The sequence below is a fragment of the Streptomyces sp. Rer75 genome, assembly GCF_013414305.1.
GTDB lineage: Bacteria > Actinomycetota > Actinomycetes > Streptomycetales > Streptomycetaceae > Streptomyces > Streptomyces himastatinicus.
The window spans coordinates 9788694-9813705 of the sequence record NZ_CP058693.1; the positions used below are offsets into that span (position 1 = coordinate 9788694).

A 25012-nucleotide genomic window follows, 5' to 3' on the forward strand; every position below is an offset into this window, starting at 1 on the left:
GGTCCTCACGGCTTCGTTGTCGTCGGACGGATCACTGCCATCCGGGTCACGGTGAGCTCTTCGATGGCGAACCTCGGGCCTTCCCTTCCGGCCCCGGAGTCCTTCACCCCGCCGTACGGCATGACGTCGGAACGGAAGCCGGGAACCTCGTTGACGACCACTCCGCCCACCTCCAGGCGGTCGAGAGCGGTGAACGCCGTGTCCAGGGAGCTGGTGTAGACGCTCGCGTGCAGTCCGTAGCGTGAGTCGTTGACCAGGTCGAACGCCGTGTCCAGATCGGGTACGGAGCGCACCGCGACCACCGGGCCGAAGACCTCCTCGTCCCAGACGGGGAGGGCGCCGTCCACGTCGAGCAGCACGGTGGGCTCGATCACCCCGTCGGTGACCCTGCCTCCGGCCACCAGGGACGCCCCGGCCGCCACCGCCTCGTCCCGCCACGCGCACACCCGCTCGGTCGACCGCTTGTCGATGAGCGCCGAGACGCGCGTCTGCGGATCGCGGGGATCGCCCACGGTCACCTGGGCCACCCGCTCCGTCAGGCGGTCCACGAACTCCTTGCGCACCGCGTCCACGACGATGACCCGCTGCACACTGATGCACGCCTGGCCCGACGCGTAGTAGCCGCCGCGCACCACCGCGTCGGCGGCGGCGTCGAGGTCGGCGTCGGCGGCCACCACCAGGGCGGCGTTGGAGCCGAGTTCGAGCAGCACCTTGGTGGGTGCCGCGTCGCGGGCGATCCGGTGGCCCACGGCGGCGGAACCGGTGAAGGACACCGCCCCGATCCGGCGGTCGGTGGTCAGCGCGACGCCCACCTCCGGCCCTCCGGTCACCAGCTGCACCGCGGCTCGCGGCGCGCCGCCGGAGCGCAGGGCCTCGCGGAGGAGGTGTACGAGCCACAGGGTGGCCAGCGGCGTCTGCGGGGCGGGCTTGGCGATGACCGGGCATCCGGCGGCCAGCGAGGGCGCGATCTTGTGCGCGGCGAGCAGCAGCGGGTAGTTGAAGCCCGAGATGCCCACCACCACGCCGATCGGCTTGCGGGTCCAGAAGCCGAGCAGTCCCTCACCCGACGGCAGCAGGTCCAGCGGCACCGTCTCCCCGTGCAGCCGGGCCACTTCCTCGGCCGCCGTCAGCAGGGTCAGCAGGGTGCGGTCCACCTCGACACGGCAGTCGACCAGCGGCTTGCCGGTCTCCAGGACCAGGAGCCGCTCGAAGTCCGCGCGCCGGGAGGCGATTGCCTCGTGGGTCGCGAGCAGCGCGGCCCTGCGGGTGTGCGAGGGGAGCCGTCCGACCTGCTCGCGCAGGGCGACGGCCGCGTCGACCGCGGCGCGTGCGAGGTCGGTGTCCCCGACGGGGGCCCGGGCGACGAGCGTCCCGTCGTAGGGGAAGCGGACGTCCTCGGTGGCGGGTGCCTCGACCCAGCGGTCGCCGATGGGAAGACCCTCGGGGAACTCCAGCACCACGGGGGGTTCGCCGTCGGCGGGTTGGACGTGGGTGGTCACGGTCGGTACTCCCGGTTGAGGTCGGCCGCCGACACCCCGGACAGTGCCTTGCCCAGGGTCGGGACGGCGGCGATCAGCCTGCGTGTGTAGGAATGCTGCGGGTCCTCGTACACCTGCTCCGTGTCCCCGGTCTCCACGATCTGCCCGGCGTGCATGACCGCGACCCGGTCGCACACATGGCGGACCACGGACAGGTCGTGGGAGACGAAGACCAGCGTCAGGGACAACTCGTCGACGAGGTCGGCGATCAGGTTGAGCACCTGGGCCCGTACGGACACGTCCAGGGCGCTCACCGGCTCATCGGCCACGATGATCTTCGGACGGGGGGCGAGGGCGCGCGCGATCGAGATGCGCTGCCGCTGGCCGCCGGAGAACTGGTGCGGATAGCGGTCCGCCGCGTCGGCGCGCAGGCCGACGGCCTCCAGCAGCTCGGCCACCCGCTCCCGGCGGTTCCCGTGCCCCTGGGCGACGAGCGGCTCGGCCACGATGTCGCCCACCCGCATGCGCGGGTCCAGTGAACTCATCGGGTCCTGGAACACGAGCTGGAGCCGCTCGCGGACGAACTTCAGCCGTCTCTCCCGGAGCCCGGTGATGTCCCGGCCGTCGATCGCGACGCTGCCGCTGGTGGGGCGGTCGAGCCCGGCCAGAATCCGCAGCAGGGTCGACTTGCCGCACCCCGACTCGCCCACGATGCCGAACCGCTGTCCCTGGGGGACGGCGAAGCTGACGCCGCGCAGGGCGTGCACCGGGGGGCTGGGGTGGCGCAGCGAGGTGCGCGGCCGCCGGTAGTCGCGGGTGACGTCGCGGACGTCGATGGCGTGCGCGGGGCCGGTCGTCTGCCCGGGTGCGAGAGGGACGCTGGTCGGCTGCTCAGCCACGGCCGGCCTCCTGGTTCGCGGGTGTGCCGGTCCCGGGTGCGCCGCTCTCGGGTACCGGGTGGAAGCAGGCGTAGCCGGAGTCCGGGCCGGTGGAGACCCAATCCGGTCTGGTGGCGCACACTTCGGTCGCCTGGGTGCATCTGTTCCGGAAGACGCATCCGGCGGGGAACTGCCCGGCCGGCGGGACCGACCCGCCGATCGTGACCAGCCGGCCGCGGTCGTCGACCGCGGTCAGGTCGGACGCGCCGATCAGGCCCTGGGTGTAGCGGTGCCGGGGGCGCGTGAAGACCTCCCGGACCGGGCCGGACTCGACCAGCCGCCCGCCGTACATCACCATGACCCGCTCGCAGGCGGTGGCCACCACGGCGAGGTCATGGGTGATGAAGAGCATGGCCGACCTGCGGTCCTGGACGCCGCTCACGATCAGGTCGAGCACCCGCGCCTGCACGGTGACGTCGAGCGCGGTGGTGGGTTCGTCGCAGACCAGGAGCGCGGGGTCGTTCGCGAGGGCGATGGCCAGCACCACCCGCTGCCGCTGGCCGCCGGAGAACTGGTGCGGGTAGGCGTCCGCGGCGGACGCGGGATCGGGAAGCCCCACCTGGGCGAGCAGTTCCACGGCGGCGGCGCGGGCGGATGCCCGGTCGGGCCTGGTCCGGTGGATCAGCAGCACCTCGGCGATCTGCCGCCCGACCTTCATGGTGGGGTTCAGGGCGGTCATGGGCTCCTGGAAGACCATGGCGATCTCCTTGCCCCGCACCCGGGACATCCGCGCCTCGTCGGCCCCCACCAGGTCGTGGCCGACTCCGGCGAGCCGCACCGAACCCGTGGCCCGGAGCCCCTCGGGGAGCAGGCCCATGACGCTCAGCGCGGTCAGCGACTTGCCCGACCCCGACTCACCGATCAGGCCGACCCGCTCGCCGGCCCGGATGGTGAAGTCGACGTCCTCGACGAGCGTGCGGCCGCCCACCGTGACATCGAGGTTCCGCACGGACAGGACATCATCGGCGGAGCCCTGCCCGGAGGCCGGTCCCGTGGCGGGCGCCGTGTCAGGTGCCGGGGTCATCGGTGGTCCTCCAGCTTGGGGTCGAAACGGTCGCGCAGGCCATCGCCGAGCAGGTTGAATCCGAGCACCGCCACCGCGATCGCGACGCCGGGGAACACCGCCAGCCGGGGAGCGATCGACAGCAGCTCCTGGCTCTCCTGCAACATCCGGCCCCAGGACGGTGTGGGGGGCGGGGTGCCGAAGCCCAGGAAGGACAGCGCGGCTTCGGCGAGTACGGCGATGGCGAAACCGACCGACGCCTGCACGATGACGAGACTGCTGACGTTGGGCAGGACGTGCCGCACGGCGATCGCGAACGGCCCGCGGCCCGCCGCCCGCGCGGCGATCACGTACTCGGTCTGCATGACCTGGAGCGTGCCGCCGCGGATCAGCCGGGCGAAATGGGGGATGGACGCGATGCCGATGGCGATCATCGCGACCAGCGTGCCGGCCCCGTACACGGCGGCGAACATGATCGCCAGCAGGAGCGCCGGGAAGGCGAGGAGCAGGTCGTTGCCGCGCATCAACAACTCGCCGAACCAGCGGGGCGCCATTCCGGCGACGATGCCGAGGGGCACTCCGACCAGGGCGGCGACCCCCACCGCCACGAAGCCGACGAACAGTGTGGTGCGCGAGCCCATCAGGATCTGGCTGAACACGTCGCGGCCGAACTTGTCCGTGCCGAACCAGTAGTCCCACGACGGCTCCTGAAGCCGCACCGAGGGGTCGACGAGGGTCGGATCGTGCGGGGTCCACACGAAGGACAGCAGCGCCATGCCGATCACGACCGAGACGATGAGCCCGCCCACCAGGAGGCTGCCCGTGACCGGGCGGCGCCGACGGCGAGTGGCGGCGGGCGCCGCGGGCGCGACGGTGGCTTCGATGTCCGGAGCACTCATGACGTGCCTCCCCTGAGCCGCGGGTCGATCAGCAGATAGACCATGTCCACCAGGAAGTTCACGAGCAGCACCGCCATTGCGATGATCATGACCACGTCCTGCACCACGATGAGGTCCCGGTTGGCGACGCTGTCCAGCAGCAGGCTGCCGAGCCCGGGGATGACGAAGACCCGTTCGATGACGACGGAGCCCACCAGCAGCGTGGCGAGCTGCAACGCCAACACGGTGACTACGGGCACCGACGCGTTCCGCAGGCCGTGCCTCAGCAGTGCCTGCGTCGGGCGGAGTCCCTTGGCGCGAGCGGTGCGCAGATAGTCCTCCCGGAGGACGTCGAGCACGGCGCTGCGCACATAGCGGGTGAGCACCGCAGCCTGCACCAGTCCGAGGGCCAGCGCGGGCATCACCAGCTGTTTGAGGAACAGGACCGGATCCTGCACCGGGGGTGTCCAGCCGTTCGCCGGCAGCCACCCGAGCCCCACCGCGAACACGGTGATCAGGAGGATGCCCGCGAGGAAGGCCGGGACGGCCACGCCGACTTGGGACAGGGCCGAGAGCACGAGCCCGGACGGCTTGCGGTGCCGCACGGCCATGAGGGTGCCCATGGGGATGGCCAGGAGACAGGCGACCACCATCCCGGTGCCGACGAGCCACAGGGTGACCTGGAGGCGGTCGGCGAGCTGCGGGCCGATCGGCGCGTGGGAGATGTAGGAGTTCCCCGGGTCGAAGGTCAGCAGCCCGTGGACCCAGCTGAGGTATTGGGTCACCAGCGGCCGGTCGAGCCCGAACTCCTGGCGCAGTTGCGCCACGGCCGAGTCGGACGCGCTGACGCCGAGGGCGACGCGGGCCGGATCCCCTGGCAGCACCGCCATGAACGCGAACACCAGCACGGAGCTCACGGCAAGGCTGGCCAGGAGGATCGTGATCCGCTGAACCAGACGGACGATCATCGGTAGAGGCCGCCTTTCATGACCGGCCCAGGCCGGTGAGATCCAGTGACTCGGAGACGGCGTTCACGGGCAGGCCGGTGATGTCCTTGTCCGCCACCATCAGGTTGGGCAGCAGGAACAGCCAGTCGGCCGCGGCATCCTTGGACAGCAGCCGGGCCGCCGCCCGCATGGAGGTGATCTGCTGTTCCCGGCTGCCCTGGTCCGCCTTCTTGAGCAACGCGCGGAATCGAGGGTTGTCGTAGTGGGTGTAGTAGCTCTTGTCCCCGAACACCGTCTGCATGTCGCGGGGCTCCACATGGCCGATGATGGACATGTCGTAGTCGGAGTTCTTGAACACGGTGGTCAGCCAGGCGGCGGGGAACTCCAGCTGGTCCAGCTTGACCTTGAACCCGGCCTGTTCGAGCTGGCTCTTGACCACGGTGCCGCACGCGGTGGCGTAGGGCAGCGTCGGTATGCGCAGCCGCAGCGTGCGGTTCGCTTCGCCGGACTCCTTCAGGAGCTTCTTGGCCTTGTCGCGGTCGTACGGATACAGGTCCGTCAGGTTCTGGTACCACGGGTCGGTCGGGGGGACCATGCTGCCGATGAGCTTGCCGCGGCCTGCCCAGCAGGTGTCCATCAGGGCCTTGTGGTCGATGGCGTAGCGGACCGCTTGGCGGGCCTTCGGGTTCTTCATGGGGCCCGAGCCGTTGTTGAGGGAGAGGACCACCTCGCCGTTGGTCGTGCCCTCGATGACCTTGTACTTCGAGTTGTTCTGGAACCGGTACAGGGACTCCGGGGACTGCATCTGGCCGATCACGTTGATGGTGCCCGTGAGCAGCGCGTTGTTCATGGCCGTCGGGTCCTTGAAGTACTTGAGGGTGACCGACGCGAAGTGGGGTTCGCGCCCCCAGTAGCCGTTGCGACGGGCCAGGGTGATCGAGTCGCCGCGGTTCCACCTCTTCACCACGTACGGGCCGGTGCCCACCGGCTCGGTGGCCAGCTTGCGCACGCCGGTCCGGCTGAACATCGCGCCGACGCGGGTGGTCATCCGGTACAGCCAGTCGTTGCTCGGCTGTTTCAGGGTGACCTCGAGTTCGGTGGGCGACACCGCCCGCACCGAGTCCACGACCTTCATCTGGGCCTTCTGCGCCACCGTCCAGGCGGACGCGACGCGTTCGATGGAGAACTTGGCGTCCTCGGCCGTGAACCGTGCGCCATTGCTGAACGTGGCGTCCTTCACCAGGTGGAACGTGTACGTCTTGCGGTCCTTGGACAGGCTCCACGACGTGGCCAGATCGGGCCGGATCTTCCCGGACTGGTCCAGCTTCACCAGCGTCTCGTAGACGTTGTCGAGCAGTGCCTGCGGAATGGCGGCACCTTCGGTCTTGGTGAAGTCGAAGTTGGCGGGCTCGGCGGTGAGGCCGACCTGGAGGCTGTTGCCGGTGTTCTTCCCGACCGCGGTGGACCCGGCCGAGCAGGCTGCCAGCGGCAGGCACGCGAGCGTGGCCGCCACCGTGCCGGGGTGCCGCGCCAGCCGCTTGTGATGTTTCATGCGTCCTACCCCTGGTTTTCGATCGCGTGCAGAACGGCTGATGCGACGTCCGCCGTGGTGGCGTTGCCGCCGAGGTCGGCCGTGTGGTGCCTGGTATCTCGCAAGGCGTCCGCCACCGCGTCGCGGACGCGGCGGGCCGCGCCGGTGTGTCCGAGGTCGTCGAGCAGCATCGCGCCGGAGAGCAGGCAGGCCACCGGATTCGCCACGCCCTTCCCGGCGATGTCCGGCGCCGAGCCGTGGACGGGTTCGTAGATGCCCGGCACCTCCGCGTCCGGCAGGACGTTGGCGCTGGGCGCCATGCCCATACCACCCGCGAGCACCGCGGCGAGATCGGACAGGATGTCGCCGAACAGGTTGCTCGTGAGCAGCACATCGAGGGAGCGCGGAGCCTGGATCATACGGGCGGCCATCGCGTCGACCAGCACCGTTTCCAGCTGGACCTGTGGGTACTGCTCGCCGACCTCGCGCACCACCCGGTCCCACAGCGGATAGCCGTAACGCATCGCGTTGGACTTGGTCACCAGGCACAGCCGCCCCGACCGGCGGCCCGCCAGGGCGAAGGCCTGGTGCGCCGCCCGCTCGATGACGCGGCGGGAGTGCACGGCGACCTCGATCCCGAGATCGTGTCCGCTCCCGGCGTGCGCCACCCCGCCCGCGCCGACGTACTCGCCCTCGGTGTTCTCGCGCACGATCACCAGGTCCACGCCGTCGGTGTCGCGCACCTTGGTGGGAACGCCGGGGAAGGCGCGCACCGGGCGGAGGTTCACGGCGAGGTCGAGCTGCTGCCGCAGGCCGATGATCAGGCCCCAGACCAGCTCGTGCTCCGGTACGTCGGGACGGCCGACGGCGCCGAACAACACGGCGTCCGTCTTCTTGACGAGGTCGGCCGCATCGGGCGGCATCGCCGCGCCCTGCCGGAGGTATCGCTCGCCGCCCCAGTCGAACGAGGTCACGTCGAGCCGGTGGCCATCGGCCTCCAGCGCGGCCCGGAGCGCGGGCACGGTCGCCGCGACGACCTCCGGGCCGATTCCGTCGCCGGGAATGACCGCGAGCCGTACGACTTTGGTGTCCCGCGTCATGGACGCCACCTTCCGCTATGACTGGCCTGACCAGTAAGCTCACTTGCCAGGTACCGTGACGACTGAAGCTGTTCCTGTCAAGGGCTCGAACGCCCCGGGGATCGCCCGGGGGCACCACCCAGCGGTAGCTGGGGGAGAAGGAGAGTGCGGGTGCTCACCGAACAGGCCCTGGCCGCCCTGCCGGCCGTGGAGATGATTGCCGGATTCGCCGACCGCACGCTGTCGCCGGTCCAGGTCCACGACGCCGTCCAGTCGGTGATCGAGGCGCGGGAAGGTGTGCTCAACGCGTTCTGGGTGCGAGATCCGGACGAGTCCCGCAAGGCGGCCCAGGCCAGCGAGGCCCGATGGGCGGCGGGGGAGCCGCTCGGGCTCATCGACGGCGTGCCCGTGACCCTGAAGGAGAACGTCGCCCGCCGAGGCGTCCCCATGCCCTCCGGCAACGCGGGCACCGAGCCGGTCATCCCGGAGGCGGACGCGCCCATCACCGCGCGGGTCCTCGAATCCGGCGGGGTGATACTCGGGTCGACCGTGATGCCGGACTGGGGCATGCTCTCCTCGGGCGTCTCCAGCAGGCACGGCATTTCGCGCAGCCCCTGGAACCCCGACTGGACCACGGGCGGCTCCAGCTCCGGTGCCGGGGCCGCGGCCGCCGGGGGGTACGGCCCGCTCCACGTGGGCACCGACATCGGGGGATCGATCCGGCTGCCGGGCACCTGGCTGGGCCTCGCCACGCTCAAGCCCAGCTACGGGAGGATCCCGCTGGACGCCCCGTACCTGGGGCGCGCCGCAGGTCCCATGACGCGCACCGTGGCGGACTTGGCCCTCTTCATGCGCGTCCTGAGTCAACCGGATCCCCGGGACTGGACGAGCCTGCCGCCGCAGGACATCGACTGGTCGGCGCTGGACGGCGAGGTCCGCGGACTGCGGGTGGGAGTGCACCTCAACGCGGGCTGCGGGGAGTCGTGCGACGCCGAGATCCTCGCCGCGGTGAACCGCGCCGCCGAGGTCTTCGAGGCGGCCGGAGCCGTCGTGGAGCCGGTGGAGCCGTATCTGACCCAAGAGCTCCTGGACGACCTGGACCTGTTCTGGCGGGTGCGGTCCTGGAACGACTTCCGCGCCCTGCCGCCCGAGGCCCGGCTGCGCGTCCACCCCCACATCATCCGGTGGTGTCAGGGCGGGGCGGACGTGCCGGGCACCAGGGTGCTCCAGTGCTACCAGCAGATCATGCGCATCCAGGCGCAGACCGTGGCGGCGACGCTGCCGTACGACCTGGTGCTCTCGCCGGTGGCCCCGGTGGCGGCGTTCTCCGCCGAGCGGCCGATGCCGTTCTCGGAGGACGCGAAGACCATGGCCCACATCGGCTTCACCGCGCCGTACAACATGTCGGGCCAGCCCGCCGCGACCGTCAACTGCGGCCTGACGGCGGACGGCCGGCCCATCGGGGTGCAGATCGCGGGCCGCCGTTTCGACGATCTCGGCGTCCTAAGGGCGGCGGCATGGTACGAACGGAACCGGCCTGCCGAGGCGGTCCCGGCCTGGCCGGACCACGCCCACGGCGCGCCCACGGGGGAGAGGAAGACGACATCGACCACGCCCGAAGGGGAGAAGCCTTGAGCGACGGGGCACAGTTCCGGCAGGTCTCGCCGGTACGGCTCTACCAGCGCATCGTCGAACAGATCGAGCAGGCGATCGCGCGAGGTGACCTGAAGCCCGGTCAACGGCTGCCGAGCGAGCGGGAGTTGGTGACGCAGTTCGGGGCGAGCCGGCCCACCGTGCGGGAGGCCCTGCGCGTGCTGGAGAGCAACGGCCTCGTCCGCTCGCGCCCGGGGGACCCGAACGGCCCGGAGATCCTGCCGTTCTCGTCGGCCCGCCTGACCAAGGAGATGACCCGGCTCGTCCAGTTCGACAACGTGTCGATGGCCGAGTTGATCTCGTTCCGCATGATCCTCGACGGGTCGGCGAGCCTGCTGGCGGCCCGGCTGCGGTCCGAGGAGGAGCTGTCCGCCATGGAACGGACGCTCGCCGTCATGTCGGACGCGATCGAGACCGGGTACGAGGAGTTCAGCAAGGCGGACGTCGCGTTCCACGAGGCGGTGGCGGTGGCCAGCCGCAACTCCCTCATCGAGGTGTGCAACCAGGTGGTCCGGGGCGCCGTCCTCTCGCTGATCTCGGACAAGGTCGCCCATGCGCACAACAGCACGGCGCTGATGCGGGAGTCCCTCCAGCACCACCAGGAGGTGCTGGAGGCGATCCGGCTGGGGGACGGCCCGGCGGCGGCACGCATCTCGCGGCGCAAGCTCTACGAGTACTACGCCGGGTACGTCCCCGAGGAAGAGCGCGAGCCGCTGCTGGCGCTCATGGACGACGAAGAGGACTGAGAACGCCCCCTGCCGTCCCCTGAACGCCCGTGTCCTGACCAGCTCAGGGCACGGGCGTTCCGCGCTGCCAGGAGTCGATGACGATCAGCGTCTTCGTCTGGAGCACACCGACACCCTTGCGGCGCAGCCGGTTGACCACCTTCTGAAGGTCGTCGACGCTGTCGACGTGCAACCGGACGAGTGCGTCCACATCGCCGGTGAGCGTCAGCACCTCGTCGACCTCCGGCAGCGTCGACGCGAACTCCACGATGTCGTGGATATCCGTGTCACCCGTGAAACGCAGCTCGGTGACCGCCTGAAGCCCCTGACCGAGCTTGGCCTGATCCGTCGTGATCGTGTAGCCGGTGATGACCCCCGACTCCTCCAGGCGTGCGATGCGCCGCCGGACCGGCGCCGGGGAAAGCTGCACCAGGCGCGCGATGTCACGAACGGTGCGCCGCCCGTCGGCTCGCAACAACTCCAGGATCTGAAGATCGACCGAGTCGAGGTGTACGGGTGCCGACATGCCGCAAGTGTAAGCAGCGCTTCCCTCAACGATCACTCTCGACGCAGGTGGACTTCTCGACAGGAGCGTGTCGCGCGTCGTTGTGCACACTTCTGTTGTGCACGGATCGGGCCCTTGAAACCGTGTTCCTCATGCCAGCCACCACACAACTGCTGCGACTCGATGTCGTCGCCATGCCCCTGGCGGTCGCCCGGATCGCCTCGATCCTGGCCCATCGCCAGTTCGACGTGCTCACCATGGACGTCGCCGCGCCCGTCGACGGGCAGCGGAGGATCACCATCGAGGTGGACACGGCGGACGAGATCCGGGTGCAGCAGCTCATCCAGTTCCTGAACCGGTCACTCGACGTCGTCAAGGTCGTCTGAGCGCCGGGCTCTCGCGAGGGCGGTTGCCGTACGTGTGAGGGTGCCGTCCGCGCCGGACGGCACCCTCACACGTACGGCGACTACGCCGTGGTGCTCATCTCGGCATCTCGGTGGCGTTGCCGTTCAGCGACCCCGGGCCGTGCGCGGTCCCGTTCACCGGGCCGGTGGCCCGGGCGGGGCGTTCCAGGATTCCGCGGTCGGAGGGCGGCGTGTCCGCGGCGGTGGCGCCGGGCGGCGGGCCGGAGGCCTCGGTGGCGCTGTGGGAGCCGCCCTGGCCGGTGCCGCTGGGTGCGGTCCCGTTGTGGCTGCCGTTGGCGGAAGCGGCGGACCCGTTGATCTTGTCGATCGCCTGCCGGGCCTGTTCACCGGGGGAGCGGGTCGTGGACTGCGCCGAGGGGGACGGCGTGGGCGCGGGCTGGTTCCGCTCCAGCTGGGGCGGCTTGGCGTGGGCGGCGCTCATGGCCTGGGTGCGCAGCCGGTGGCTGACCGCCTCGTCCAGGCTCACCGGCCGGTGCATCTGGGCGGCCAGCCGCCCGGCCTCCTGACCCAGCGCGGAGACCACGTCCCACGGCAGATGGAGCACCAGACGGACTTCGGCATCCCCGTCCGGGAGGGCTTGGATGGGAGGAGTGAACCGTTCACTCATGAGCTGGTCCTCCGTTGGGTTCATCGGTCCGCGCCCCGCCTGCCAGGGCGCATACAGAGCCATACGGAAAACCGCCGCGCCCCGTTCACCGTGAGCCGGTACGGATCGGGGCGCCGCGTCATGAGCGCAGCAGGATCGTGACCGTCGCCAGGATCGCCGCGAGGACGAGCGCTGCCACACCGTAGCCGATCCGCTGCGACCGCAGCCCGGGAATCAGCGCATCGATCGCGATACGGCCCGACCCGCTCAGCGCGAGCCCGGCCGCGCACACGCCGATGAGCAGCGGAAACTCAAAACCGCCGAAGAGACCGAGCTTCCAGGTGGCGGCGACCGCGTTGGCCATGGTGCCCGCCACGGCGGCCCCGGCCAGCGGCGTGAGCAGCCCCACGGCGAGCCCCAGCCCGCCCAGGGTCTCGGTGAGCCCCGCGCAGACGGCCATCAACCGGGGCGCCGGATAGCCGAGGCGGGCGAAGTCCATGGCGGTCCGGGAGATCCCGGGCCCGCCCCACCAGCCGAACAGATGCTGTGCCCCGTGCGCGGCGACGATCAGCCCGACGCCGAGTCGCACCACCAGCAGGCCGGCGTCATGGGCGCGCAGCACGCCCGACGCGTTCCTGGGGGAGGCATGGGCGGGCGTGCCCATCGGGGGAGTGTTCTCATCGCCGTAATACGACATGGCGCCCTCGTCGGGTCGGGGTTCGGTGTGCGGCCACCTCGGTCCGCGGCCACCGAGCCGGATAAGGGATATGTGCCTTATGTTCACTTTGTCGCAACCAGGCCGCGGGTTCAATCCGTGCGCTCGGCGGAGGGGCACAGACCCCGCCACGCCCCGGCGGCGAGTGGCAGCGCGGTGGCCAGGCAGGCCACACCGGCCGCGGTCAGGGACGTCCCGGGGGCCGGAGCGCTCAGGGCCACGCCGAGGCCGCCCGCGGTCGTGATGACCGTCTTGGTCACGCCGGACGCCTCGCCCGCCCGCTCGGGGCCCGCGGCCGCCTGGGTGGCGATGAGGGTCAGCGCCCCCGCCACCCCGAGCGCCGCCCCGCAGCCCGTTGCCGCCAGGACGTAGCCCGGCAGCGACGTCGCCATCGGCGCCGCGCACAGGCCCGCCCCGCCCAGGCCCAGGCACCCCGCCATCGCCCCGGCCGCCCGCGCCGGGGCGATCCGCCCGGCCAGCGGTCCGGCCACGGACATGGCCGCGGCAGGGGCGAGGAAGGCCGCTCCGGCGGCCGCCGCCGACAGCCGCCACGAGCCCTGGAGCGACATCGGCACCACGAAGAGGAAGACCACGGTCGCGGCATTGGCCACCGCACCGGCGGCGGTGAGCGCCACGTAGGCCCGGTTGCCCAGTAGCACCGGGCTCACCAGCGGGTTCGGCGCCGCCCGTTCGCACCGCAGGAAGACCACGAACAGGGCGACGGTCAGGACCAGGGCGGCGGCCGTACGCCCCGACGCCCAGCCCCACACCGGCCCGCGGTCGGTGCACACCGCGAGCGCGGCCACCGCCGCGGTCGCCGCGGCCAGGCCCTTCCCGCCGACCGGGCGCGGCGCGTCCCCGTCCCGGGATTCCGCCGCCCGCGCCGCACACCCCGCCGCGAGCGCGGCGACCGGCACATTGAGCCAGAACACCGCACGCCACGACACGGCCTCGGTCAGCACCCCGCCGACGAACGGCCCGCACGCCGTCGCGACGCCCCCGACGCCGATCGCCCACCCCAGGGCCCGCCCGCGCAGCGCGGGCGGATAGAGGCGCGTCAGCAGGGCCAGCCCCACCGGCATGGCCAGCGCGGCGCCCGCTCCCTGGACGACCCGGGCGCCCACCAGCACCGGCAGCGAGGGGCTGAGCGCACACACCAGCGACGCGCCCCCGAACACGGCGAGGCCCGCCGTGAGCACCGCCCGCCGCCCCAGCACCTCGCCCAGCCGCCCGGCGCCCAGCATCAGCGAGGCCGCCGCCAGCAGATAGCCGCTGACCACCCACGGCAGCCCGCCGCCGGCCCCGAGATCGCGGCCGATCCGGGGCAGCGCCGGATTCAGCGCGAAGGCGTCCAGCTGGACGCAGAACATTCCCAGCGACACGGCGGCCAGCGCCGCGCGCCGTACGGAAGCAGCGCTCCGTACCGTCATCAGTCACTCCTCATCAGCACCACGGAGGGGGACGGGACAGGGGCTGAAGAGGGAAGAAGAGAACTCGACGCGAGGCGAGAGGAACGGGCGGACGGGTCACACCCGGGGGAAACGCCGCGAGGAAACGATGCCTTCAGCGGCGGGGCGGCAGCCGGTGCAGCTCCACGGCGCCCAGCCGACCGGCCTCGATCACGGCCGTCATGAACGTACAGTACGGCTGCCGCCGCCGGTCGGTGGGGGAGCCGGGGTTGAGCAGCCGGAGCCGTCCGTCGGCCGATGTGGAGTCCCACGGGATGTGGCTGTGGCCGAACACCAGCACATCCAGCTCCGGGAACCGCTGTGCGCAGCGCCGCTCACGCCCCTGCGCCGCGCCCGTCTCGTGCACCACCCCGAACCGCAGCCCGCCCAGCTCCGCGTACGCCACCTCCGGCAGCCGCGACCGCAGCTCGGGCCCGTCGTTGTTGCCGTACACGCCGATCAGCCGCCGCGAGCGCGCCTCCAGCAGATCGAGGGTGGCGGTGTCGACCCAGTCGCCCGCGTGCAGGACCACATCGGCGCGCGCCACATGGTCCAGCAGCTCCCGCGGCAGCTCCTTGGCCCGTCGCGGGAGGTGGGTGTCCGACATCAGCACGAGACGCACGCGCCGACCGTACCGTGTGAACCGTCATCCATGGATCACCCGCGAAGCTCATCGAGGGAGAGAATGTGACCGAGCGACCGCCGCTTCCGCCGTTCACCCGGGAGACCGCACTCCAGAAGGTCCGTCAGGCGGAGGACGCCTGGAATTCCCGCGACCCCGAAAAGGTCGCCCTCGCCTACTCCGTCGACTCCCGCTGGCGCAATCGCACGGAATTCCCGCACGGCCGCCCGGGAATCGTCGACTTCCTGACCCGGAAGTGGGCGAAGGAGCTGGAATACCGGCTCATCAAGGAGCTGTGGGCGTACGAGCGCAATCGCATCGCGGTGCGCTTCGCCTACGAATGCCACGACGCGTCCGGAAACTGGTTCCGCTCCTTCGGCAACGAGAACTGGCAGTTCGACGCCCACGGTCTGATGACGCAGCGCCACGCGTCCATCAACGATCTGCCCATCACGGAGGCGGACCGCAAGTTCCACTGGCCGCTCGGCCGCCGCCCGGACGATCACCCCGGCCTGAGCGATCTGGGGTTGTGAACCCTCCGGCAGCATAAATAATGTGCCAAGCGGGAGGTGACGGTGTGACGACGGAAGCTGCCGAGGACCGGTATCCGCGTCCGGTGGTGTCGGCCGCGGAGGCGGAGTGGATCTGGCGGCTGCTGTCCGTGCAGGCCCTGGAGAACGGCGCGAAGCCGGAGACGGTACGGCTCGCGGTGATCGTGGGGCTGGCCCGGGCCAGCGGCGCCCGCTACGGCGGTCTGCTGCGCTGCACCATGGGGTCGCTCGACCTGGACGCGGGGTGGGTGACCATCGAACACGGCAAGCACCGGATCCCGCGCCGCCACGGTCTGGACGCCGGCACGATCCTGGTCCTGCGCCGCTGGCTGCTGGTGCGCAAGGAGCTGTGCGCCGAACTGGAGGGCTCCATCCCGGACGCACTGCTGCTCACCGTGCACCACACCCATGACAACGGCGTGACCGTCGCCGCCGGGCTGCCCATCACCCGGCAGGGGCTGGTGCTCTCGTGGCGCCGCTTCGTCCACCGTACGAACGCGCGGTACGCCGCGCGCCGCCCTCCGTTGCCGACCCGCTTCGAACAGGTCCGCCGGGTCTGGGACACCTGAGTGAGGCCGGTGGGGGCGGGGCCCCGGGCGGGCGTCCCGCCCCCACCGGCCCGTTCACGCCGCGGGAGCCCCGGCCCGGGCCGCGGCCGTGACCGAGAAGCGCGCCTGCGCCGTCGCACCGTTCACGGTCACCGCCAGGGTCGCCGTACCCGGGCGCAGCGCGGTGAGCTTCCCGGTCGCCGGGTCGAACGCGGCGACGTAGCGGGCCGGGTGCCGGGCGCGGGACACCGCGCCGACGTAGACGTGTCGCGAGCCGGTCCAGTCCGCGCTGAGCGGCCCGCCGACCGGCACCGTGCGGGCACCGGCCCCCTCGCCCTGGAGCACCGCCGCCGTGACGTCCGCGTCCTGCCCGGCGCGCAGCTCGGCCGGGGCGGTGACCGTCAGCCCGTCCACGTGGGCGCGGGTCTGCACCGACACCCAGTCGGGCCCGCCGGTCCACGGCGCGTGGCGCGCCGCCGCCCGCTGCCGCGGCGAGACGTGGTCGACGCCCACCATCGACCAGCCGGTGAAGCCGCCCTGGCCGGGCGGGGTGGCCGGGTTCTTGCCCGCGTTGCCGTTGATCAGATACGGGACGCCGTCCACCCGCGAGGCGTGGAAGGTGCCCACGTGGCTGCCGATGAACGCCGCGCCCTTGCCCGTCGTACGGCGGAAGTCGGCCAGCCAGTTCTCCAGCAGCGCGGCCTCCTTGCGGTCGCTCAGCCGGCTGCCCTGCTGCGGGGTGGGGTCGCGCGGCGGGACGTGTTCGATCACCATCACCGAGCCGATGGCCGGATCCCCGGCGGCGGCGTCCAGCTGTGTGCGCAACGCCTTGATCTGCTCGAAGCCGCCGCCCCGGAGCCTCAGGCTCGAGGTGTCGAGCGTGAGGAACCGGGTGCCCCGGTGGTCGAACGTGCGGTGCGCGGGCCCGAATTCGGCCGTGAAGGTGTCGATCGAGCCGCCCATCACCTCGTGGTTGCCCGGCACGTAAGTCCAGGGCAGGTCGTCGCCCAGCTCCTCGGTGAGGACGCGGCGGGCGAAGGCGAGATCGGCGGGGGAACCCTCGTCCACCAAGTCGCCGTTGATGACCAGGAAGTCGGGCTTCGCCGCCTTGATCTCCCGCAGGGTGCGGCGGGCCTGGGCCACGATCGGGCTGTCCGGGGCGCGGGCCACGAACTGGGCGTCCGACATCACCGCGAACCGCCAGTCCCGGTCCCCGGTGCGCGCGGCCGTGGCGATGAGCGGATCGGGGCGTACGTCCTCCTTCGGCAGCTCGACATCGGGCGGGACCCGTGCGGTGAGGTCGTCCAGGGTCACGCCGCCCGTGTACTGGCGGGTGGCGCCCGTCTCGGCGAGGTAGAAGCGGCTCACCTTCAGCGGATACGCGACCCCGGCCGGAACCGCGAAGTCGACATGTCGCCAACCGGTCCAGGTGATGTACGGGCCGCGCAGCAACTGGTTCGAGCCCGCCGCGTCCTTGAGGTGGAGGGTCGGCCACGCCCCCTTGCCGTCGCCCTTGATCCACAGGCCGAACGACTGCGGCTGGCCGTCCACCGCGATCGGCTCCGGCGGGGTGACATAGGCGGCGCGGGTGGCGGTGGACTGGCTGAAGTCGTAGGTCAGCTCCAGCCCGGTGCCGCGGTGCCCGTCGGGCGTGGCCTTCGCCGAACCGGAGGCGCGGGCCTGGCTGAACGTCCACTGCCCGGCGTCGTCGAAGGACGCCTCCGGCTGGTCGGTCAGTCCGGCCGTGACGGCGAGTACGGTGACGGCGTCGCCGACCTCGACCGTGATCCGGCCCGCGGTCCGGTCGCCGCGGGACGTGACGGTGAAGTTCCCCGTCGCCGGGTCCGGGGCGATGTCGAACAGCGCGTGGTCGTATGTCAGCCGGACGTCGGACGGCTCGATGGGCGCGCTGGTGCCGTGCGCATCCAGGCCGACGACCCCGAAGCGGCCGGTGGCCCCGGCGTCGGCGAGCCCGATCAGCCGGGTGGTGGGCTCGATCCGGTCCAGCTCGTCCAGCACGCTCAGCCCGATCGAGCCGCGGGCGGCGCCGCGCCGCGCGACGACCGTGGTGTCGCCGCCGCGGCGCGCGGTGAACGTCCCGTCGGCGCCGACCCGTCCGACCCCGGGGTCGGACGACAGCCACCGCGGCGAGCCCTCGGCCGGGCCGTACGTCTCGTCGTAGCCCGCGGCGGTGAGGCGGCGGGTCAGCCCCGGGAACACCCGCTCCGGGTGGCCGCCCCGGACCGGATCGACGGTGGGCGCCTCGGTCGCCTCGGTCGCCGTCTCCACCCAGAAGCCCCGTAACCGGCCGCTGCCGTCGGGGGCGGTGAAGGCGAGCCCGTTGGGCACGGGGCGCTCGCTGCCGTCGGAGGGGCTGTTCTCCACCCGGCCCGTGTCGCTGCCGGGTTCGCGGGCGAGGAGCGTGGACGAGCCGCCGCCGTCGAGGTTGAGCGCGCTGTAGGAGCCCGCGTCCTTCATCATCCGGCCCAGTTCGGTGAGGGTGACTCCGCCGCTGTCCGCCTGCCGCCCGTCCACGGTGAGGATCTGCATCGTCCGGCCGTCGCGGGAGAAGCCGACGGCCGTGCGCGGCGCCGCGGTGTTGTTGCCCTCGCCCTCGTGGCCGACGGGTTCGCCGTCCACGACGAGGAGTTCACGGCCGCTGACCGCCGTGCGCGGGGCGTCGCCGCTGTCGGTGCGGGGCCGGTACTCCCACGACACCGGGTCGCCGACCGTCAGCCGGGCGAGGGCATCCGCCCCGGTGTCGCGGCCGACCAGCACCGTGGCGCCCTCCGGGATCGCCCCCTTGCCGGGCGCTCCGGCCGCCGTGGTGACCTTGCCGTCCACGACCGTGACCTCGGCGGTGCGCCGCGCCCCGTCCACGGTCTGCGCCCGGTCCGCCTCGCCCCACTGGGCGTTGTACGCGCCGATGCCGCCTCCCGGGACGTTGGCGGCGTTGAGCGCCGCGAGCGGACGCGGGCCGTCCGGGAGGGTCAGCGTGCCGTCGAAGTACAGCTGGAGGACGCGTCCCGCGGCGGCCGGACCGATGCCGACCGCCCTGCCCGAGCCGGAGGCGGCGGAGTTGACGATCCGGCCGTCGCCGATGCCGGTGCCCTCGGGGGCGCCGGTCTGGTTGATGTCGAAGAAGTCACCGTTGATCGCGGCGACCGTGCGGCGGCCCGGCCCGGCGTCGTGCGCCCCCGCGAGCCGGGAGACGGTGTCGCGCCGGGCGACCTTGTCCGGGCGCAGATAGTCGACCTTCGCGGAACTGGTGAGGTCCACCGAAAGGGCGTCGGCCCGCAGCCACTTGTCCGACTCCAGCCGGTCGTACGAGGTCAGCTTCACCCCCGGGGACACCGGGCGCTCCGAGCGGGCGGTCCGGATGCCGTCGCCGTCGACGATGGACCGCGCGCCGGGCGGGGGGTTGACGGCGGGCGGTGGGGCGATCGGCCGCAGCATCTCCGACGAGGAGCGGGGGAGCGGTTCGGGCGCGGGGGTGGTGTCGGCGGCGGACTGGCCGACCGCACCCACGACGAGGGCACAGGCGGCGGCCAGTGCCGCCACGGGTCTGGTGAACGCGACAGGGGACATGGCAACTCCATGGGGCCATGGGACGCGCGTGGTTCCCACGCACAGCGCCCCAAGCATCGCCATGGAGGTGACGGCGCGCCAGAAGGCGTGGACGACATCATGGAGAACACACGCCGCTTGGCCGCCGCCGAGGGGCCCGATGGGCGCGGGTCAGGGCAGGGACACGCCGTCCACGTACACCCACGCGCCCCCTTCGCGCGTGAAGCGGCTGTTCTCGTGCTGCTCGCCCGCGCGCCCGCCGGCCGCGCTGTCTACGCTGTCTACGTAATGTGCCCGGAATTCCACCGTGCCCGCCGAGTGGAACGCACTGCCGTCCGTCGTACCGAGGATCTCCAGCCGCACCCACCGCGGCCCCGGGTCGAGTTCGAGCCGGGGCGGCCGTGTCGTCGAGTGCCAGCTGCGGAGCAGATACGCCTCGTCCCGCACCGCGAAGGCGCTGTAGCGGGAGCGCATCAGCTGCTCGGCCGTGGCCGCTTGGGCCTCCCCCCGGTGGAGGCGGCCGCAGCAGTCGGCGTACGGCGCGGGCAGTCCGCAGGGGCAGGTCACAGGGGTGGTACGGCGGGTGCGTCGGGACATGGGTCCATTGTGACGTCCGCGCTCAGGGCTCGATGACGACCTTCAGCTGCCGGTCGTCGGTGAGCGCCGTGTGCAGCGCGTCGGCCGTCCGTTCCAGCGGGAACCTGGCCGTCACCAGGGACTCCAGGTCGACCCGTCCGGCCGCGGCCAGGGCGACCGCGGCCGGGAAGTCCCCGGCGTAGCGGAAGGCGGTGACCAGCGTCAGCTCCTGCCGCTGCATCCAGGCCAGCGGCAGCGCCGTGACCGGCCGCACCGGATTGCCGACGGCGACGGCCGTACCACCCGGGCGCAGCGCCCGGACGGCGCCGACGAGGGCGGTCTCGACGCCGGAGCAATCGAGGGCGACGTCGAACGCCTGCTCCCGCGGTAGGGGTTCGTGCGCGGTGTCCCGTACGTCGTCCGCTCCCAGGCGGCGGGCGTGGGCGAGCCGGCCGGGGTTGACGTCGGTCACCACGGTCTCGCCCGCGCCCACCGCGCGGACCGCCTGGAGGACGAGCAGGCCGATCGGCCCGGCGCCGGTGATCAGGACCCGGTCCCCGGCCGCGACGCCTCCGCGGCGTACCGCGTGCAGGGCGACCGCGAGCGGTTCGATCAGGGCTCCGGCGGTGAGCGGGAAGTCGGCGGGGAGCGGATGGGCGAACTCCGACGGCACCGCCAGATGGCCCGTGAGCGCACCGTCGGTGGGCGGGGAGCCGAAGCAGTGGCCGTCGGGGCACTGGTTGTAGCGCCCGCCGCGGCAGGCGCGGCAGCGTCCGCAGGGGATGGCGGGCTCGATCGCGACCCGGGTGCCGACGGGGTGGGTGCCGTCGCCCGCCACGACCGTTCCGGCGGCCTCGTGGCCCAGCGCGGTGGGGGAGCGGAGTGCGTTGGGTCCGTTCTCGCCGTGGGCGTAGTAGTGCAGGTCGGAGCCGCACAGTCCCACGGCGCCGATCTCCACCAGGACCTCTCCCGGGGCCGGTTCGGGTATCGGGCGCCGCTCGATGCGCACGTCCTTCGGGCCGTGCAGGACGGCGGCGGTGGCGTCGTTCATCGGGGTGGTTCTCCTGGTACGTACGGAGGTGAAGGGGGCTCAGGCGGCGGAGATCCGCAGGGGTTCGACGCGCTTGATGACCAGGCCGTAGGTGAGGGCGCCGACCACGCACAGCGCGCCGGACAGCACCAGCGGTGCGACGAACGAGTGGTTGAAGAAGCCCAGCAGCAGTCCGGTGGTGGTCGAGCCGAGCACACCGGCCAGGTTGGACGCGAAGTTCTGGATGCCGCCGAGCGAGGCCACGTGGCGCGGGGTGGGTGCCACGTCGGCGGGCAGGCTGGCCACCGAGGCGGCGGAGAAGGCCAGGCTCGCGTAGCTGACGGACAGCAGCGTCAGGGCCCACATGGCGCTCGGGACGAGCACGGCGAAGGCGATGACCGAGGAGAAGAGCATCCCGCACACCAGACAGGTCTTGCGGGCCCGGGTCACCGACCAGCCGCGGCGCAGCAGGGTGTCACTGGTCCAGCCGCCGAGCAGGCTGCCGCCGATGGCGACGAGGCCGGGCAGGGCGCCGTAGAAGCCGAGCTTCAGCAGGTCGAAGCCGCGGGCGTCGACGAGGTAGCTGGGGAACCAGGTGATGAAGAAGTAGATGACGTAGTTGAGGCAGAAGAAGCCGATCATCATGCCCCAGACCGTGCGGTACCGGAACAGGTCACGCCACCGCACCGTGGGCCCTTCCGGCGCCGTGTTCCCGGCGTCCTCGGCGGGGGCCTCCTCCAGCCGGGCACCGCCCGCCGCGACGTAGGCGCGCTCCTCGGCGCTGATCCCGCCGGCCGCCGAGGGCTCGCGGTACGCCTTCAGCCACAGCGCGACCCACAGCAGGGCGACCCCGCCGGTGACCCAGAACGCCATCCGCCAGCCCTGCCACGCGATCAGCGCGGTCACCACCGGGGCGGCGACCGCGGTGCCGGCCCGCGCGCCGTTGTCCCAGACGCTGTTGGCCAGCGCCCGTTCGCGGACCGGGAACCAGCGGGAGACGGACTTGGCGCACGAGGGGTACGCCGGTGCCTCGCCCGCGCCGAGCGCCAGCCGCGCGACCAGCAGGCTGCCGATGCCCCGGACGAAGCCGGTGGCGACGGTGACCAGCGACCAGATCAGCCCGCCGATCGCGAACATCTTCTTCTCGCCGTACCGGTCGATCAGCGCCCCGGAGGGCAGCTGGCCCAGCGCGTAGGTCACGAAGAACATGCTGAGGATCACGCCCTGCCACTCCGGACCGATGTGCAGGTCGTCGGTCATGTAGGGCAGGGAGATGGAGATGGTGGCGCGGTCGACGTAGTTGACGGTCATGCCGAGGAAGCAGAGGAAGACCATCAGCCAGCGGGTGTTGTGCCGCAGGCCGCGCGGGCGGGGTGGCGCGGAGGCGGCCTCGTCCTGGGGTGGTGTGTCGGTGGCGGGGGCGACTCTGGGGGTCTTCAAGGCGGCTCTCCTTCGAAGGGGTGGTGCGTGTGGTCAGCGCGTCCGGGCGCCGGAGGGCAGCTCCGCTGCCACGGAGGTGACCAGGGAGGTGTCGTCCGCGAGGTCGTCGGCGCCCAGCAGGCCGAGCAGGCGGCGCAGGGCGTCGCGCGCGGGCCGGGCGTCCCAGGCCCGGCACAGCGCTTCGGCCTCGGGGTCGTCCAGGGGGTGGTCGCGGGTGACGCGGGCCCACGCGGCGAGGGCCGACACCAGTTCCGGGGTGTCCCGCCCGGCGGCGCGCAGCTCGCGCAGCGGGGCCAGCCACCGTTCGGGGATCTTCAGCGATCCGTCCATGGCGATCTGCCGGATCCGGTGGTGCATGGCGGGGTTGGCGAAGCGGACGACGAGGCTGTCGATGTACCCGGCCAGGTCCAGGCCCTCGGCGGGCGGCAGGCTCTGCGCCGCCTCCGCGCAGTAGGCGCGCACGGCAGCCTCGCCCCAGGGCGTGGCGAGGACGTCGGCCACGGTCTCGCAGCCCTCCGCGAGGCCGCGGTAGGCGATGAGCGAGTGCGCGCCGTTGAGCAGCCGGAGCTTGGCGGACTGGTACGGGGCCACATCGGCGACGAACCGGGCGCCCGCCTCCTCCCAGCGCGGGCGGTCGGTGGCGAAGATGTCCTGGAGCACCCACTGGGTGAACGGTTCGCCGGTCACCGCGCCCTCGTCCGTCACGCCGAGCGCACGGGCCGCCGCCTCGCGGTCGGCGTCGGTGGTGGCGGGCACGATGCGGTCGACGACGGTGGCGGGGAAGGCCACCGATCCGGTCAGCCAGTCGAGGAGGCGATCGCGCTCGTCCCATGCGCTCGCCGCCACGAAGCCCCGTACCAGACGCCGCAGGACCGCGCCGTTGGCCGCCATGTTGTCGCAGGACACCACCGACAGCGGCGCACCGCCCGCCCGCAGCCGGGCGCGCAGCCCCGCGGCGAGCTGCCCGACGACGGTCGCGGGGGCGGGAGCGCCCGCGAGGTCGGCGCGGATCAGGGGGTCCTCCAACGCCAGACCGCCGCCGGACGGGTCGCGCCGGTAGCCCTTCTCGGTCACGGTGAGCGTCACCACGGTCACGTCCGCCGAGGCCAGCAGCTCCCTCAGCCGAGCGGCGTCGTCGGCGGCGTGCAGCACCTCGGTCACCGCGCCGACCACCCGGGTGGCCGGGCCCTCGGGCCGCCGTTCGGTGAACGAGTACAGCCCGTCCTGCGGGCGCAGCGCGTCCACCACCGCCCGGCTGCGCTGGGTGACCCCGGCGATGCCCCATGCGCCGCCGTGCGCCGCCTCGGCGGTCTGCGTGGCGAGGGCCTGGTGGGCGCGGTGGAAGGCGCCGATCCCCAGGTGCACGATCCGCGGGCGCAGTGCGCGCGGATCGACCGGCGGGCGCGAGGCCGCCGGTACGGCGGGCAGGGTGGCCAGGGACAGCCGTTGTGCGGTGCTCACCAGTCGTGCACCGACCCGTCGGTACGGCGGCTCACCGGCAGGTACTTCGGGTCGTACGGGAAGCGGGCGGCCGCCTCCTCGTCCAGCTCGATGCCGAGGCCGGGCGCCTCGGAGGGGTGCAGCGCGCCGTCGCGCAGCTCGTACGTCGGCCGGAACACCTCATGGGTGAGCGGGTCGTGCGCCATGTACTCCTGGATGCCGAAGTTGGGCACGGTGACGTCCAGATGGACGGCGGCGGACATGCTCACCGGCGACAGATCGGTGGCGCCGTGCGACCCGGTGCGCACCTGGTACAGCTCGGCGAGGTTGAAGATCCGCCGCAGGTGGGTGATGCCGCCCGCGTGCACGACCGAGGCGCGGATGTAGTCGATGAGCCGCTCGGTGATGAGCTGCTGGCAGTCCCAGATGGAGTTGAAGACCTCGCCGACCGCGATCGGGGTGGTGGTGGACTGGCGGATCTGCCGGAAGGAGTCCTGGAGTTCGGCGGGGGTGGGGTCCTCCATCCAGAACAGCCGCAGGTCTTCCAGGCTGCGCCCGAGCCGCCCCGCCTCGGTGGGGCTGAGCCGGTGGTGCACGTCGTGCAGCAGGTGGAAGTCGAAGCCGAACCGCTCGCGGACCGCTTCCAGATAGCGCGGCGCGAAGTCCAGGTACGCCTCGGTCGACCACGGCTGCTCCTCGGGGAGGGCGCCGGTGGCGGGCTCGTAGACCGTGGCGACCGTGCCGTGGCGGATGCCGTAGGTCCCGGGGGAACCGGGGACGGCGGCCTGGGCGCGGATCGCGCGGTAGCCCATCTCCTGGAAGTGGGCGACGTCGTCGAGCAGCTCGGGGATGTCGCCGCCGCTGGCGTGACCGTAGACCATGGCCCCGTCGCGGGCCTTGCCGCCCAGCAGGTCGTACACCGGCATCCCGGCGACCTTGCCCTTGATGTCCCACAGCGCGGTGTCGACCGCCGCGATCGCGGTCATGGTCACCGGGCCGCGGCGCCAGTACGCCCCCTTGTAGAGGTACTGCCACATGTCCTCGATGCGGGCGGGGTCGCGGCCGATCAGCAGCGGTACGAGGTGATCCTCCAGATAGGAGGCGACCGCCAGCTCGCGTCCGTTCAGCGTGGCGTCGCCGAGACCGGTCACGCCGTCGGACGTGGTCACCTTCAGGGTCACGAAGTTGCGACCGGGAGAGGTGACGATGACCGCCGCCTCCGTGATCGTGGCCATGCGCGTCTGCTCCTCACTGCGCCGGCTCCGGGGTGGAGCCCGGGCTGTTGGTCGGCTACCATACAAGTACGTCAGCGAGGCGGGTCAAGGGT

Annotated in this window: 23 protein-coding genes; 5 read left to right on the forward strand and 18 right to left on the reverse strand. The window is 72.3% G+C overall.

Annotation, left to right across the window (positions count from 1 at the left end; genetic code table 11):
• Positions 1-5 precede the first annotated feature (5 nt).
• Genes HYQ63_RS41270 through HYQ63_RS41300 form a run of 7 tightly spaced genes read right to left on the reverse strand, consistent with a single transcriptional unit; the run spans position 6 to position 7875 of the window.
• Positions 6-1499, reverse strand: a complete 1494-nt coding sequence (locus HYQ63_RS41270) for an aldehyde dehydrogenase family protein (protein ID WP_218929624.1) — start codon at positions 1497-1499, stop codon at positions 6-8.
• Entirely contained in the window at positions 1496-2377 is an 882-nt protein-coding gene (locus tag HYQ63_RS41275) for an ATP-binding cassette domain-containing protein (protein WP_179939163.1), read from the reverse strand. The genes HYQ63_RS41270 and HYQ63_RS41275 overlap by 4 nt, the downstream gene beginning before the upstream one ends.
• Positions 2370-3440 (reverse strand): ABC transporter ATP-binding protein, encoded by a 1071-nt coding sequence (locus HYQ63_RS41280; RefSeq protein WP_179939164.1) that lies wholly within the window; start codon positions 3438-3440, stop codon positions 2370-2372. The genes HYQ63_RS41275 and HYQ63_RS41280 overlap by 8 nt, the downstream gene beginning before the upstream one ends.
• The gene (locus HYQ63_RS41285; protein ID WP_179939165.1) at positions 3437-4318 is read right to left on the reverse strand and encodes an ABC transporter permease; all 882 of its coding nucleotides are present in this window, start codon (positions 4316-4318) and stop codon (positions 3437-3439) included. Before HYQ63_RS41285 ends, HYQ63_RS41280 begins: the two co-directional genes overlap by 4 nt.
• Positions 4315-5265, reverse strand: a complete 951-nt coding sequence (locus HYQ63_RS41290; RefSeq protein WP_179939166.1) for an ABC transporter permease — start codon at positions 5263-5265, stop codon at positions 4315-4317. Before HYQ63_RS41290 ends, HYQ63_RS41285 begins: the two co-directional genes overlap by 4 nt.
• A 16-nt stretch (positions 5266-5281) precedes the next feature.
• Positions 5282-6796, reverse strand: coding sequence for an ABC transporter substrate-binding protein (locus HYQ63_RS41295; protein WP_179939167.1), 1515 nt, complete (start codon positions 6794-6796; stop codon positions 5282-5284).
• Positions 6797-6801: 5 nt separating this feature from the next.
• Positions 6802-7875 carry an isocitrate/isopropylmalate dehydrogenase family protein gene (locus HYQ63_RS41300; RefSeq protein WP_179939168.1) on the reverse strand — a complete coding sequence of 358 codons (1074 nt, stop codon included), beginning with the start codon at positions 7873-7875 and terminating at the stop codon, positions 6802-6804.
• Between the two features lie 150 nt (positions 7876-8025).
• On the opposite strand from HYQ63_RS41300, the gene HYQ63_RS41305 reads away from it, so the two are divergent.
• Together HYQ63_RS41305 and HYQ63_RS41310 are read left to right on the forward strand one after the other, a co-directional pair.
• Positions 8026-9489, forward strand: coding sequence for an amidase (locus HYQ63_RS41305; RefSeq protein WP_179939169.1), 1464 nt, complete (start codon positions 8026-8028; stop codon positions 9487-9489).
• On the forward strand, positions 9486-10253 hold the full coding sequence (locus tag HYQ63_RS41310) for a FadR/GntR family transcriptional regulator (RefSeq protein ID WP_179939170.1): 768 nt from the start codon (positions 9486-9488) through the stop codon (positions 10251-10253). Before HYQ63_RS41305 ends, HYQ63_RS41310 begins: the two co-directional genes overlap by 4 nt.
• 43 nt (positions 10254-10296) lie before the next feature.
• On the opposite strand, the gene HYQ63_RS41315 is transcribed toward HYQ63_RS41310, so the two are convergent.
• Positions 10297-10758: an Lrp/AsnC family transcriptional regulator gene (locus HYQ63_RS41315; RefSeq protein WP_179939171.1), complete on the reverse strand. Its 462-nt coding sequence runs from the start codon at positions 10756-10758 to the stop codon at positions 10297-10299.
• Positions 10759-10889: 131 nt separating this feature from the next.
• On the opposite strand from HYQ63_RS41315, the gene HYQ63_RS41320 reads away from it, so the two are divergent.
• The gene (locus HYQ63_RS41320) at positions 10890-11123 is read left to right on the forward strand and encodes an ACT domain-containing protein (RefSeq protein ID WP_179939172.1); all 234 of its coding nucleotides are present in this window, start codon (positions 10890-10892) and stop codon (positions 11121-11123) included.
• A 94-nt stretch (positions 11124-11217) separates the two neighbouring features.
• On the opposite strand, the gene HYQ63_RS41325 is transcribed toward HYQ63_RS41320, so the two are convergent.
• From HYQ63_RS41325 to HYQ63_RS41340, 4 genes are all read right to left on the reverse strand, one after another.
• The gene (locus tag HYQ63_RS41325) at positions 11218-11769 is read right to left on the reverse strand and encodes a hypothetical protein (protein ID WP_179939173.1); all 552 of its coding nucleotides are present in this window, start codon (positions 11767-11769) and stop codon (positions 11218-11220) included.
• A gap of 118 nt (positions 11770-11887) precedes the next feature.
• Positions 11888-12412: a DoxX family protein gene (locus HYQ63_RS41330; protein ID WP_179939174.1), complete on the reverse strand. Its 525-nt coding sequence runs from the start codon at positions 12410-12412 to the stop codon at positions 11888-11890.
• Positions 12413-12555: 143 nt separating this feature from the next.
• On the reverse strand, positions 12556-13893 hold the full coding sequence (locus HYQ63_RS41335; RefSeq protein WP_179939175.1) for an MFS transporter: 1338 nt from the start codon (positions 13891-13893) through the stop codon (positions 12556-12558).
• Between the two features lie 133 nt (positions 13894-14026).
• Entirely contained in the window at positions 14027-14533 is a 507-nt protein-coding gene (locus tag HYQ63_RS41340) for a metallophosphoesterase (RefSeq protein WP_179939176.1), read from the reverse strand.
• A 65-nt stretch (positions 14534-14598) separates the two neighbouring features.
• Here HYQ63_RS41340 and HYQ63_RS41345 point away from each other — a divergent pair, with 65 nt between their 5' ends.
• Positions 14599-15066 carry a nuclear transport factor 2 family protein gene (locus HYQ63_RS41345; protein ID WP_179939177.1) on the forward strand — a complete coding sequence of 156 codons (468 nt, stop codon included), beginning with the start codon at positions 14599-14601 and terminating at the stop codon, positions 15064-15066.
• Between the two features lie 44 nt (positions 15067-15110).
• On the forward strand, positions 15111-15653 hold the full coding sequence (locus HYQ63_RS41350; RefSeq protein WP_179939178.1) for a tyrosine-type recombinase/integrase: 543 nt from the start codon (positions 15111-15113) through the stop codon (positions 15651-15653).
• A gap of 54 nt (positions 15654-15707) precedes the next feature.
• Here HYQ63_RS41350 and HYQ63_RS41355 read toward each other — a convergent pair whose 3' ends face one another.
• The 6 genes from HYQ63_RS41355 to manD all read right to left on the reverse strand — a co-directional run bounded on the left by HYQ63_RS41355 (position 15708) and on the right by manD (position 24920).
• A complete protein-coding gene (locus HYQ63_RS41355; RefSeq protein WP_179939179.1) occupies positions 15708-19220 on the reverse strand; it encodes a phosphodiester glycosidase family protein in 3513 nt (1170 codons plus the stop codon).
• Between the two features lie 150 nt (positions 19221-19370).
• Positions 19371-19796: a YchJ family protein gene (locus HYQ63_RS41360; RefSeq protein ID WP_179939180.1), complete on the reverse strand. Its 426-nt coding sequence runs from the start codon at positions 19794-19796 to the stop codon at positions 19371-19373.
• 22 nt (positions 19797-19818) lie between these two features.
• Positions 19819-20826 (reverse strand): NAD(P)-dependent alcohol dehydrogenase, encoded by a 1008-nt coding sequence (locus HYQ63_RS41365; protein ID WP_179939181.1) that lies wholly within the window; start codon positions 20824-20826, stop codon positions 19819-19821.
• A 39-nt stretch (positions 20827-20865) separates the two neighbouring features.
• Complete coding sequence (locus HYQ63_RS41370) at positions 20866-22245, reverse strand: MFS transporter (protein WP_179939182.1); 1380 nt, start codon at positions 22243-22245, stop codon at positions 20866-20868.
• 33 nt (positions 22246-22278) lie between these two features.
• On the reverse strand, positions 22279-23706 hold the full coding sequence (locus tag HYQ63_RS41375; protein ID WP_179939183.1) for a mannitol dehydrogenase family protein: 1428 nt from the start codon (positions 23704-23706) through the stop codon (positions 22279-22281).
• A complete protein-coding gene (manD, locus tag HYQ63_RS41380; protein ID WP_179939184.1) occupies positions 23703-24920 on the reverse strand; it encodes a D-mannonate dehydratase ManD in 1218 nt (405 codons plus the stop codon). Before manD ends, HYQ63_RS41375 begins: the two co-directional genes overlap by 4 nt.
• Positions 24921-25012: the final 92 nt, after the last annotated feature.